The organism is Halocatena salina, assembly GCF_023115355.1.
Lineage (GTDB): Archaea > Halobacteriota > Halobacteria > Halobacteriales > Haloarculaceae > Halocatena > Halocatena salina.
Window position 1 is genome coordinate 19,467 of record NZ_CP096019.1, and the last position, 12,458, is coordinate 31,924.

Consider the following 12,458-nt stretch of genomic DNA (forward strand, 5'->3'; position numbering starts at 1 on the left):
ATCCGTATGCGCAAACAACTGATGGCGGTTCTCGTGGTACTCCTTGTGGGACTTTCGGGCTGTGCTGGTATGAGTCCTTTCGAAGATACTCCCACTGAATCCGACTCGACGGCTGACACCGAATCGACCGAGCCAGCGGCCACGACGACACAGCCCACTAGCCCTGATCCGAACGTCGAACGGCCACCGGGATGGAACGAAACCGGTGTCGAGGATTTCCCCACGACGTACAATCAGCATTACGAGGCGCTCTACTCTCATGACAATTTCACCCGCATCTCGAACTGGACCGCTTTCGATCCGGGCCAGTACCTCCACAGAGTCGCTTATATCGACCAGTCGAGCAAGCAGCAACACTGGAACACCACCCTCATCGATTCAGGAAATCAGACCATCCACGAAGAACAGTACCAGAAGGATGATACCCTGTACTACACGAACCGCTCCGATCCACCGACGTACAACAGCACGAGTCGGTATTCGTTCGACACGTACATGAAATTCGAGACGAACCGGAGGATCGGGAAAAGCGGACCGGTTTACTACACGCTGTGGTCCCCACAGTACACCGATTCGGAGCGAGTGTTGTACGACGGCGAGACGATGTTTCGGTACACCTCGACGCAACTGCGTAACGAGAGTCTCAAACTAGATTTCCTCCCGCCGATCCTCGACAACATGACGGTTGAGGAGTTCAACATGACCACGATCGTCGATTCGGAGGGAATGATCAGATCCTCCGAGTACGAGGTAACGTACACGATCGAGGGAGGCGAGAGCCACACCAGAACCGGCTTACTCCAGTTCGATGTGGACGAAACGACAGTCACCGAGCCCGCATGGGTCGAGGAGGCGAAAGCGGACTGAGCTAGCCACGGTATTGTCAGAACAACACGGTGCCGTGGTGGTGGGGACGTTCGTCTCGCTCTTTCGTGCTGAACGCGCCGAGCCGCGCCGCCAGCTGAGAGCGGAGATCACCCGCCGGGAGCAACTCGTCGATCTGCATTTTCGACGCTTGTTCTCTGATGTCGATGTAGTTGCGGTATTCGTCCTTCGCGCTCTCGACGAACTGCTCGCGTGCCTCGCCGTCCATCCCTTTGATCTGGTCGCCAAACAGCGCGTGAACCGCGGCGTCGGGTCCCATCACTGCGATCTCCGCGGAGGGTAGCGCGAGCGTCGCGTCGGGACCGAAGGAGGGTCCGCACATCGCGTAAATACCCGCGCCGTAGGCCTTTCTGAGGATCACACAAAACTTGGGAACCTGAGCGTTCGAGGTGGCATAGATCAGTTTCCGTCCTTTACGGAGAACGCCCTCGCGCTCGACCGCCGAGCCGATCATGAATCCCGGCGTGTCACACAGATACACCAGTGGAATGTTGAACGCATCACACGTCCAGACGAACCCCGCAGCCTTATCGGCTGAGTCCGGGAAGATCGCACCACTGACGTGATCGGGCTGGTTGGCGACGATCCCCACCGGACGCCCATCGATCCGGGCCAAACCCGTCACGATTTCCGGTGCAAATCGAGGGAGTAACTCCAAAAACGACTCCCGATCGACGAGCCGATCGATCGTCTCGTGCACGTCGTAGGCGTCGTTGGGTCGTTCGGGAATCACCGCATCGAGTCCGTGGGGGTTTTTCGCTGGTGGAACGGAATCACGGGTCGGCGGCCGTTCGGCGTAGTTTTGAGGCAGGAATGAAAGCAGCTCTCGGACCGTTTCGGCGGCAGCCGTCTCGTCGGGAACGACGAGATCGGCACTCCCGCTCTGGGTCGCGTGAACGCTGGGACCGCCCAATTCATCCATCTCCACGGACTCGCCAGTCATCGCTTCGACGATTCGGGGGGAGGCGATCGCCATACCCGAGATATCCTCGACCATGATGAGATAATCGCAGAAAACGGGTGTGTACGCCGAGCCGGCGATGTCTGGCCCGTACAGCACGCCGATCTGGGGCACACGCCCCGAAAGCCGACACTGGTTGTAAAACATCTTTCCGCCGTGATACCGACCCATGTGGGTGTCGCCCGGCTCGCGTTCGGTGGCGTTCAATCGCGCGCCCGTCGAATCGATCAGCCGGAGCATCGGTACCCCTAGCTCCATTGCGCGCTCCTCGATCCGGATCACCTTTTCGACGCCCATCTGACCCAGCGATCCTGCCTTTACCGTGTAATCGTTCGCAGTGAACGCTACCGTTCGCCCGTCGATAGTGCCGACGCCCGTGAGCAGCCCGTCGGCAGGGAGTTCGTCGTCGCTCTGGCGGGCGAACGTCCCATCCTCGTACTCGATGGTATCGAAAATCAGATCGAGCCGATCACGCACGAACGCTTTGCCCAACGCCTCGATCTTCTCGTGGCCCCGCTCTGGACCTCCCGAGACGATCTCTTCGATCTCCTTGCGGAGTCGTCGCTCGCGCTCAGTTACGACCGCTCCTGCGCTGTCCCATCCGTTTTCACCGGCGTTTGCGACCGTATTCCCCTGCCTATCGACGATCTCGACGGACTGGCCGAGATGTTCTGCAACGGCGGTCGCGATCGCTCGAGCGATATCCTCGTCGGTATCAGCACCGATATCGAGCTCCATACACACGTTCGTCGCCCGTACAACGTCAAACTACCTGTTAACATGTCGTTTACCATCTATATACATTATATCAATAGCACACAACATTTAATATATTGAAAGATAATATGAGTTTGGTATGGAATATCACGATGGCGAACCCCTCCGGCACATGGGGGATCTTCCGGCGATGACTGCCGATCGCTACGGGGAGAAAACGGCGTTGATCGGTCTGAGTGGCACCCAGTCGTTCACGGAGTTGAACCGAGCGGTGGATCGGGTCGGAAACGTGCTCACAGCCCACGGGTTCGGTCCGGGGGATCGGATCGGTTTGTTCGTCCCGAACACGCTCCAGTTTCCGAGCGCGTACTTCGGAGCGATGGAGGCGGGGCTCGTCCCAGTTCCGTTGAACCTCCGGATGGACCGTGAAACGCTCGGGTTCGTGATCGCGGACGCCAGGATCGACTGTCTGATCGCTTCGCCGCTGCTTGCGGAGCAAGCGACGGAACTCGCCAGTGCGAGCAGTATCGGGACGACGTTTCTACCGGGGCTGAGCGATCCTGACGCTGGGATCGTTAACTACTCCCACGCGCTCGCCGAGGTGTCCACTGACTTCGATCGACCCGAACGAGCGTTCGACGACGTGGCGTGTCAGCCCTACACCAGCGGCACTACTGGGGATCCGAAGGGCGTGTTACTCACACACGAGAACCTCCTCACGACGATCGAATCCTACGACACCGGCGGGTTACCGATCGACCCTGACGACACGGGACTGCTCGTGTTGCCGTTGTTTCACATCTACGCGCTGAACGCGCTCATGGGTACGTTTCTGTACACAGGAGCAACGCAGGTGCTCCATCCTCAGCCCGAACCCGTCCCCATGTTTGAAGCGATCGAGGAACACGACGTCACCCGATTCGCTGGCGTTCCAGCGATGTACACGATGTTGCACCGCACCTATCGAGAGGCTCCCGACGCGTACGATCTCTCCTCGCTGAAGACGGCGATCTGTGCCGCCGCACCGCTCGCCGATGCGACCCGGAACGAGATCGAATCGGCGTGGAACGTCCGGATGACTGAGGGGTGGGGCATGACGGAGACCGCGCCTGCTGGTACTACGGAGCCGGTACGGGGGGTCCGCAAGGAAGCGGGCTGTATCGGTCCACCAGTACCGAACATCGAACTGAAACTCGCCGATCCCGACAGCCGGGAGACAATCGTTGCGCCCGAAGATCTCGCGCCCACGGCGGACCGAGCGATCGATTTCGACAAGCAACGCGTCACCGGTGAGATCGCCGTTCGTGGGCCACAAGTGTTCGCTGGCTACCACGATCGACCGGAGAAAACCGAAGCGGTGTTCGACGACGACGGCTGGTTTTATACGGGGGACATCGCGCGCGTCGATCGGGATGGCTACTTCTGGATCGTTGACCGCGCCGACGACATGATGATCGTCGGCGGCGAAAACGTCTATCCCGCCGGAGTCGAGGACGCCTTGTACGCCCACCCGGCCGTCGCGGAGGCTGCCGTCGTGGCCGTGGCTCACGAGGTGAAAGGCGAGGCACCGGTCGCGTTCGTCGTCACCGAGACTGATGTCGATCAACCGACAGAGACGACACTCCGTCGGTTCGTTCTGGATCGGGTCGCTGCCTACGCGCATCCACGACGGGTGTTTTTCGTCGAGGAACTCCCCCGGAGCGCGACTCGGAAGGTCCAGCGGTTTAAGCTCGAAACTGCCGCCGCCGACAGGCTCGACGGACCGCTCACGCCGAGCGAGGATCTGTAGCCCGCTGCCATCCGCTGTGACAGTGCGTGAGACGCACGCTCAGATGCGATCGGTTCGGTAACTGAGATACTCAGCTGTCGATCCGCACCACCGGCTTGATCGCTCGACCGTGTTCGAGGTCCGCCACGACAGTGTTTATCTCCTCGAACTCATCGATCAGAACCCGGTCGATGGCGATTTATTACGCCGCGTATAATTGGCAGAACTATTATTAGCAATGGTCGTGCATCCGAGGCATGGCGCTCGTCGAGACCGAGATGCACGACATGATTCGAGAGGCGATCAGGGATCTCGCTGAGGAGTACGACACCGCGTACTGGCGCGACCACGTCGAAGCCAAGCGGTTCCCAGAGGAGTACTGGCAGGATCTGGCTGAACAAGGGTGGCTTGGCGTGGCGATCCCCGAGGAGTACGGCGGTGAAGGGATGGGGATGGTGGAGATGGCGATCGTCATCGAGGAGTTGTCCCGTGGCGGGGGCCAAGGTGGAATCATTTTCGTGCTCACGCCGGTATTCGGTGGCATCACCGTACAGCGCCACGGCACTGAAGCCCAAAAGGAAACGTATCTCCCACAGATCGCCGACGGCGAGATGCGCTTTTGCATGGGATTGACCGAGCCCCGGGCAGGAACGAACACGCTCAACATCGACACACACGCAGAGCGCGACGGCAGCGAATTCGTCATCGACGGGCAGAAAACGTTCATCAGCGGCGTCGAAAACGCGAACGAGATGCTGTTGATCGCGCGCACCTCCCCTCTCGATCGATCGAATCCAACCCACGGCGTCACGCTGTTTCTCGTCGACGATCCCGCCGGTCGGGACGCCATCTCGCTCACGGAACTCGACACGACGGTGCCGTGGTTCGAACGACAGTATCAGGTCGATATCGATGGACTACGCGTGCCCGAAGAGCGGATCCTCGGAACCGAAGACGGCGGGCTGTATCTCCTCTTCGATACGCTCAACACCGAGCGCATCGGTGGCGCAGCCAGCGCGCTTGGTGGTGGACTTCGAGCGATCGATCTCGCCGTGGAGTACGCGACCGATCGGGAGGTGTTCGGCCAGCCGATTGGCTCCCACCAGGCGATCCAACACCCTCTTGCGGAGTACTACGCGAAACTCATGGCCGCCCGAGAGATCACCTACAAAGCCGCCGGAAACTGGGACGACGGTGAGGACTGTGGGATGGAAGCCAACGCGGCGAAACTCCTCGCCAGCGAGTTCGCCACTGAGGCCGCCTCACAGGCGATCCAAACGCACGGCGGAAACGGCTTCACACCCGAGTATGAGGTGTACAACATCTGGCAAAACGCGCGGCTCACCCAGACGGCACCGATCTCGAACGAGATGGTCAAAAATTTCATCGCCGAACACCATCTCGGTCTTCCCCGGTCGTACTGACTGCGCTCAGAAGAGAAAGCGTGCGTCGGTGTCGGCAGCGACATCTGTGAGTGCGACCGCAGAATCTGAATACTGGAGGATCTTCTGCATGTCACCGTCGAGTTCCATTCGTCCGCTCATGATGAGGTTAATCACGTCCTCTTGGCCGTTGACTAAATCTTTCCACACCGTATACGCCCCCGAGAGCACGAATCCGTGTTCGCGTTCGTCGAGTCCCTCGAGAACGGTAGCGGTACGACAGGCACCGTCGTAGAGATCCAGCCATGCGTAGATGGTCGCGTCGTCCGCGAGATTCTCTTCGAGCTGTTCGATCAGTTCGACCAACAGTTCGGGGGTTGCTTCGCGCATCTCGGGCCACATCCGGTCAGGCCCGTCGACTAGCGTCGTTTCGAGTAGCTCCTCGTAGGCTGCCTGTCCGAGATCGTCGCCACGGGAGTGAATGTCGTCGCGAATCTCTTTGGGCGCGGCAGCGACGATCTCCTCGATCTCGGAATCAGAAAGGGAATCGAATGCCGCCTCGATTAGCCGAACGATCTCCTCGGGAAGATCTCCAACGGTTCGATCGTTCAACGGGAGATCCTCAATGTGAAAGACCATCTCGCCGTTCCAGCCGACACCCCAATCTGCTCCCGTCTCACTTACCTCCTCACTGGCGTTGATCGCATCGCGGTACTGTTCGAGCCACGGTTCGGTCGGGAAGTAGTCGTCGATGGATCGTGGTTCCGCGCTCATGGATGGGTCATACCGACGTGCGTGCACGCCGGCACGATAGAAGTTACCAGCACACATGATTGATCGTTCTGCCGCGTATGTCCGGCCGTTTATTAGTTCTTAACGACACTGTACAACAAATCCTGTAGTAACTCCACGGACCCATCCTCGGGACGACACCGGACGGTCCTCTTGCCGCGTATCCAATAACTTATGAATGCGTTGGATCGTACGAATGATCTACTGAACGAGAACGTCGTGCTGTGGAAGGGAGAGATCGAAATCAACGGCGTCCGTTGAGGTCGTCGGCCACTCGCCGGTGCGGGTGAGCGTTTCGAACCCCTCTTCGGTGATCAGTACGGTGTCCTCGCATTTCGTGCCTTGGACGGTGGGATTCCACGCGTATCCCATTGGGAGCGTGACGGGTGCATCCGAATCCGGCGTTGCGATCCATTCACGCGTGGCGTAGCCCCCTGCCCCTCCCTGATGATGGAGTCGCCATTCGTCAGGGTAGCCGACAGCTGCGTAGGCGTCTTGGATGGCCTCGAACACGTCGCTCGCAGTCCCACCCCGGGTTCCGACGTCGCGGGTCGCGGCCAACGCCGTAGCGTGGACCCGCGCGGCCGCGTGGTGGCGTTCCGAGAGCCACGTGGGTGGATCGAACGCGACCGTTCGGGTGATCGAGATACAGAGTCCGGCGCGAACAGTGCACAGGGTCACGATAGCGTACGCGCCCACAGCTGCCTCTGTCGGTGTGAAATGCCGGTGGCGCTGGACCCGCTCCGCTCCGCCGACGAGCGCGACGGGGACGTCGATCCCTCGTTCTTCGAACGCGCGCCTCAACCGTGCCGTCACCGCCCGCTCGGACGTGTTCGGGGTCAACGATCGGCACACCTCCTCGACTACCGCCGCGGTTTCCGCTCCGAGCTCCCGGTACTGTTCGATGTCGGCGTCGGTGAGCGGCTGTCGATACGGGGAAATCTCGACGGAATCAAACCCGGGGACATCGAAATCGGCAGCTGCGGGCGTCGAGGACTGTTCTGCGACCGCCTCTGCGAGCGTCGATTCGTGCCACTCATACGAGCGAACCGTCGTTTCGGGTAGCTCCTCCCGGATGCGGTCAGCTTCGTTGTTAGCGGTAACGATTTCCACCGAATCTCCGTCGTAACCGGCCGCAGCGATCCCGACAGGATCGGTGTCTACGATGGTGTTGGTACTCCCAGTGAGCCAGCTAAAAGCACTTGGGCGTGCGAGCCAAACGGCTTCAAGTGAGCGGTCGGTGAGCAGCGAGTCGAGCGTGTCTCGGCGTTTCATAGGCTATCGATCTGTCATCCAGCAATATAAGGGTTGCAGAGAACGGTGACCACAACGATCAGAATCCTATCGTGACCGGTCGCTACGAGACGGCGGTCTCATCTCCGTCTACGCCGACGGCGTCTCATCCGATGTCGTCTCTGACGTAATTCCATTACTAATGATGTTTGCGAATGCGACAGATGGAGTAACACGTTCGATCTCGATCTCGATCTCCTCGCCGGGTTCGCCACCGGGCACGATGATGACGTACCCCCGCTCGACCTTGGCGATCCCGTCGCCTTCTCGACCCACGGCTTCGACCGTGACTGTTCGTTGATCACCCTCCGACACCGGCGGTGTCGAATCGACGGACTCCGGTCGTCGTTGTCCCCGTTCCTCCGGCGTGTTCAACAGCGCGACCCGATAAACGCTGCCCTCCCTGATCGTCCCGTGTGAAACCTCTTCCACCGGTACCTCGACGACGTAGTTCTCGCCGCGTCGTTCGATCGTTCCGGTGAATACGGTGCGAAGCGCGTCCGAAATTTCGACCATATTTCGACACACGGACCCACCCGTTAAGAAAACATCCCTCTGCTCTAGCAACCTATGTGATAGAAGCAGCCGACATCGACACGGATGACTCTCTCCACGAAACACCAATCAAGTGACTAAGGCGGACAAAAATATTCGCACTTCTATGTCGATTTCGATGATCGAACGATCGATGTACGAACAATAGTACTGTTGTAATGGATGACTGTGATATTTACGAGCACGTCATCAGGTGGAGAGAGCTTCCGATCGGATCGGTGGACCATGAGACATTCATCGAGATCACGAAAGCCCTGTTTTGGTCGTCAGGAGTGTCCGCCGCGCACGTCTCTTGACTCATCTCCGGGTACAACGCTACTCGTTACAGTCATATGCACCATATTTTCGCATGTAAATACCAACTTCTTAATTTTGAATCCTATATCAGCACGAGAGGTTCCTGATGACCGAACACTGGAAAGAAACTCGACAAGCATTTATTCTTCGCGCTCATTCGACCAGGCGATCTCGGGATCGTGTTCTCCAGTGCACCACTGCGGGCTCAAGACGGACGCTTTCACCTATCGTTAGAGACCTGGAGCGATCCCGACGTACACTGCAACGATGTATATCCCACAAACGATGGCAAACAAGAGGATGAACAGGATGAGGTAGTCGTACATCCCTTGGATCGTCATCGGTGATGGGAGGTTCATGCGATAACATACGGGATGTAGATCAATAATGCCACCGGAAAGTATTACATGTTAGCAAGAGAAATCGGTGCCGATGACAGATCGCTGTCGACATGTGGCGCAGTACGACAACTGATAGTGGGTTCACTCGGATGACGGTGAGTCGTTCGGTCGTAACCACGACGTACGGAATGACACACCTCGCTACCATTCCGTTTCGATCGAGATACATCATACCGCGAAATACTTAGATTTTTTTACTTATAGATAGTAGCCGCTCTATGGACAAGCTCGCAGACATTACGGTTGATCGCTTGTTGGCGGCCTTAGATGAGGCCGACAGTGCGAAGGCCACAAAGCGTCTCATGATCGCGTTGGCGTATAAGGACGGTGTTTCGGTCGATACGTTGAGCGCGCGGTACGGCCTGTCGCGTTCGACAGTGTACTCGTGGCTCGATCGGTTCGAGTCCCGATCGATCGAATCCGCGATCGAGGACGATTCGCGGCCGGGACGACCGCCGAAACTCGATGAGGCAGAACAGGCGTCGGTGCGCGACGCTCTCGACACGCCGCCGACCGATTTCGGGTACGAACAGTCGATGTGGACGCCGGAGCTCCTCCAAGAACACATCAAGCGTGAACACGACGTTTCGTACTCGCTCGGTCACGTTCGTCGCATCATTCGGGAGCTAGCCAAGCCGTAACGCTGACCGACCGCTACTCGTGGTCTCATCATAAGCGACCGCACAGCCGGATTCGGGTGATATCGAAATCGGCGATTTTGACGGCTCTCAACTGTGTAAGGAGCTAATAACTTTCCTGAGTAAGAACGTATTCGGCTGTGATGTCCGAGTGGCTGACTGAAAGTGACTGGGAGCGCATCATCTCGTTTGCGAATGCTAGTATGCACGAACGAACACCAGAACTGTTACTGCCCGAATCAGGCGCAGGCAGTGACGATAGCTCTCAGACGGAGACCGACCCAGTAGAAACAGCTTCCGACGACTAACGACGGGTTACTGTCTTTTTTTCGGATCGGATGTCGACCAGTTCCGAGTAGGATATCGTTGGCAGAGGGGAACCTATCGGTACGTCTCCTCGCAGTTCCGATCGAGCCGATTTGGCGGCGATCGACTCAAACGAGGTTTTCGGCTTCAATCGTCTCCCAGATCTCGGTGCCATGCTCTGTGATGCCGTAGACGCGTCCTTTTCTGCGATCTTCGGACACAAGCAGTTCTACCAGCGATCGTTCCCGAAGCCGACCCAGCGCGCGCGAGACGTGTGATATCGATATCTCGGCATCGTCGGCGATCTGCGATGGAGTCGCAGGACCGACGGCGAGTCGTTGGAGCACAGCGACTCGGTAGTTAGAGCTGATAACGAAGCTCACTTCGTCCCAGTTTTGTGTCATTGGATACCCTCCATGGTGTCACAGTCGTCCTTACAGCGTTCCGTATTGCCCGAAGACGGGTTTAGTAATATACCACATACCGCATTTGTCGGTGTATCTCTATGGCTGATTTCCCGCCGGACATCGGCACTGTCGGTAAGATATGGTCTGCACCACCGTATCAAACCGGTATCTGTTCTGTTTCGCATCAATTACCACGATCCAAGTCGGTTTTCGCCGTTCGGTGTGTGATCTATCATCCGATTACTTCTGATTCGATCCACGGGTCAGTCTGGCTTGCACTCGCGGAGTAATATATGTATAACAATGCGTGGACGCAGGGTGAAAAGACACACGGGAATGTTCACTGCCGATCGTTGGCTGTGGCCCGAACTGGACAGCAACCGGCAACGACGAGACAACGGGCCATGTCAAAGCACGGCCGAACCGTCGCGGGGCAGCGATGACTGACACGACGGATTCGTGGAGCCATCGGTTGCAAATCGGGTTACTACTCGGCGAAGTCATTGCAGTCCTCGGCTTTGTTACAGCCGCAAACTTCGTCGTACTTTCGATTCCACTACCGGCTCGTGCCGTGGTCGGGTTGCCGTTGTTGTTTTTCTTCCCGGGATACGCCCTCGTGTCGGTGTTGTTCCCCGCACGCCAGTTTCGGACCAGATACGGCGCGCTCGATATGTTCTCCTCGGGGATCGACGGTATTGAACGTGTGGCCCTCTCCTTTGGGGTGAGTCTCGCGTTGCTTCCATCGATCGGTGTCGTCTTGTGGGTGCTATCGCCCGTGGGATTCGGCGCTCAGGTGTTGATGGGTGTGCTGTCCGCCGAGATCGGGCTGGGGATGATCTACGGTGCGTACCGACGCATCCGACTACCCCGCAATCAGCGCTATCGTCTTCCGGTCGATCGCTGGCTCTCGGAGCTGTGGTCCGGCAGTGTCACCAAGGGGGTGCTCGGCACGGCGATGAACCTTCTGTTAGTGCTGTCGGTCGTCGCAGCTGTGGTAGCGCTCGGCTATGGGGTGTTGATGCCCTATGGATCGGAAACGTACACCGGGGTGTCGGTCCTCACTCAATCCGGCGGTGAACTCACGTTCTTGACGAATTCGACGGCAGTGACAGCTGGCGATCAACTGACCCTCTCAGTTACTAACCAAGAGGGACGGACGATAACGTACACGATAGTTGTCATGATCGAACACGTCGAACACGATGGGCAACGGACGAATGCCTCTACCTCAGAAGAGTTACGGCGGTTACAAACAACGGTCGGACCGGGTGAAACGGATTACCTGAACCACACCATCGCTCCATCGACCCAACGATCGAACCTCCGGGTGCGGTATCTCGTCTACAGAGGCGATCCGCCGTCGACACCGACCGTAGCCAACGCGTACCGAACAGTGTACTTCTGGCTCAGTCCGGGACAGCCTCCATCACAGCAAACCACAACACGCGATATGAGGGGACGATAACCAGCCATGTGGCCGTGGGAGCATCTCGCTGTCGGGTATCTGTGTTACTCATTGTACTGTCGTACACGAACCGGTGCACCTCCTGATGGGTGGGGAACGATCGCGCTCGCGTTCGGCACACAGTTTCCGGATCTAGTGGACAAACCACTCGCGTGGCAGTTCGGGCTGTTGCCCTCCGGCAATTCATTCGCCCATTCGGTGTTCGTTGCCGGAGTGTTTTCCGCACTCGTACTCGTGATTTCGAACCACCGTGACGTCCCACAGCTCGGGATCGCGTTCGTGATCGGGTATCTCCTTCACCTGCCCGGAGATGTGCTCTATCCGCTTGTGTATGGAAATGGACCGTGGACCGAGTTTCTCTGGTGGCCGTTCGTGTCGGTCGATGCCGGAGGGACGCTCGGCGTCCTCTCGAAGGTCACCGATCTCGTAGAGCGAACTGGCAGGTTTTTCATGACTCCGGCAGGGCGGGCGTATTTGGGTGCCGAACTCGGTTTGTTACTGTCGACCGCCGTCGTGTGGTGGTTCGATGGCCGTCCGGGTGTCGGCGTCGTTCGGCTCCCTCCCCGGTACTGTCGGAACTAGCGACCGAGA

13 protein-coding genes are annotated in these 12,458 nt (G+C 58.2%); 7 read left to right on the forward strand and 6 right to left on the reverse strand.

Going from position 1 to position 12,458, the window contains the following annotated elements:
* The first annotated feature begins 6 nt into the window (after positions 1-6).
* The gene (locus MW046_RS00090; protein ID WP_247993542.1) at positions 7-867 is read left to right on the forward strand and encodes a DUF7537 family lipoprotein; all 861 of its coding nucleotides are present in this window, start codon (positions 7-9) and stop codon (positions 865-867) included.
* Positions 868-883: 16 nt separating this feature from the next.
* Here MW046_RS00090 and MW046_RS00095 read toward each other — a convergent pair whose 3' ends face one another.
* The gene (locus MW046_RS00095) at positions 884-2,584 is read right to left on the reverse strand and encodes an acyl-CoA carboxylase subunit beta (RefSeq protein WP_247993543.1); all 1,701 of its coding nucleotides are present in this window, start codon (positions 2,582-2,584) and stop codon (positions 884-886) included.
* A 118-nt stretch (positions 2,585-2,702) separates the two neighbouring features.
* Between MW046_RS00095 and MW046_RS00100 the strand changes: the two genes are divergently transcribed.
* Both MW046_RS00100 and MW046_RS00105 read left to right on the forward strand, forming a co-directional pair.
* Positions 2,703-4,352: a class I adenylate-forming enzyme family protein gene (locus MW046_RS00100; protein WP_247993544.1), complete on the forward strand. Its 1,650-nt coding sequence runs from the start codon at positions 2,703-2,705 to the stop codon at positions 4,350-4,352.
* A gap of 236 nt (positions 4,353-4,588) precedes the next feature.
* The gene (locus tag MW046_RS00105) at positions 4,589-5,755 is read left to right on the forward strand and encodes an acyl-CoA dehydrogenase family protein (protein WP_247993545.1); all 1,167 of its coding nucleotides are present in this window, start codon (positions 4,589-4,591) and stop codon (positions 5,753-5,755) included.
* A 6-nt stretch (positions 5,756-5,761) separates the two neighbouring features.
* Here the strand turns inward: MW046_RS00105 and MW046_RS00110 are convergent, their stop codons facing one another.
* From MW046_RS00110 to MW046_RS19375, 4 genes are all read right to left on the reverse strand, one after another.
* A complete protein-coding gene (locus MW046_RS00110; RefSeq protein ID WP_247993546.1) occupies positions 5,762-6,487 on the reverse strand; it encodes an SCP2 sterol-binding domain-containing protein in 726 nt (241 codons plus the stop codon).
* Between the two features lie 219 nt (positions 6,488-6,706).
* Entirely contained in the window at positions 6,707-7,780 is a 1,074-nt protein-coding gene (locus MW046_RS00115; protein WP_247993547.1) for a M24 family metallopeptidase, read from the reverse strand.
* Positions 7,781-7,888: 108 nt separating this feature from the next.
* Positions 7,889-8,314: a TRAM domain-containing protein gene (locus MW046_RS00120; RefSeq protein WP_247993548.1), complete on the reverse strand. Its 426-nt coding sequence runs from the start codon at positions 8,312-8,314 to the stop codon at positions 7,889-7,891.
* 566 nt (positions 8,315-8,880) lie between these two features.
* Positions 8,881-9,009 carry a hypothetical protein gene (locus MW046_RS19375; RefSeq protein ID WP_282190216.1) on the reverse strand — a complete coding sequence of 43 codons (129 nt, stop codon included), beginning with the start codon at positions 9,007-9,009 and terminating at the stop codon, positions 8,881-8,883.
* Positions 9,010-9,269: 260 nt separating this feature from the next.
* Here MW046_RS19375 and MW046_RS00125 point away from each other — a divergent pair, with 260 nt between their 5' ends.
* Positions 9,270-9,692, forward strand: coding sequence for a helix-turn-helix domain-containing protein (locus MW046_RS00125; protein WP_247993549.1), 423 nt, complete (start codon positions 9,270-9,272; stop codon positions 9,690-9,692).
* 140 nt (positions 9,693-9,832) lie between these two features.
* Positions 9,833-9,997, forward strand: a complete 165-nt coding sequence (locus MW046_RS00130; protein ID WP_247993550.1) for a hypothetical protein — start codon at positions 9,833-9,835, stop codon at positions 9,995-9,997.
* 126 nt (positions 9,998-10,123) lie between these two features.
* On the opposite strand, the gene MW046_RS00135 is transcribed toward MW046_RS00130, so the two are convergent.
* Positions 10,124-10,399: a winged helix-turn-helix domain-containing protein gene (locus MW046_RS00135; RefSeq protein WP_124953530.1), complete on the reverse strand. Its 276-nt coding sequence runs from the start codon at positions 10,397-10,399 to the stop codon at positions 10,124-10,126.
* A 442-nt stretch (positions 10,400-10,841) separates the two neighbouring features.
* Here MW046_RS00135 and MW046_RS00140 point away from each other — a divergent pair, with 442 nt between their 5' ends.
* Both MW046_RS00140 and MW046_RS00145 read left to right on the forward strand, forming a co-directional pair.
* Positions 10,842-11,867, forward strand: coding sequence for a DUF1616 domain-containing protein (locus MW046_RS00140; RefSeq protein ID WP_247993551.1), 1,026 nt, complete (start codon positions 10,842-10,844; stop codon positions 11,865-11,867).
* A gap of 6 nt (positions 11,868-11,873) precedes the next feature.
* Positions 11,874-12,449 (forward strand): metal-dependent hydrolase, encoded by a 576-nt coding sequence (locus MW046_RS00145; protein WP_247993552.1) that lies wholly within the window; start codon positions 11,874-11,876, stop codon positions 12,447-12,449.
* Positions 12,450-12,458: the final 9 nt, after the last annotated feature.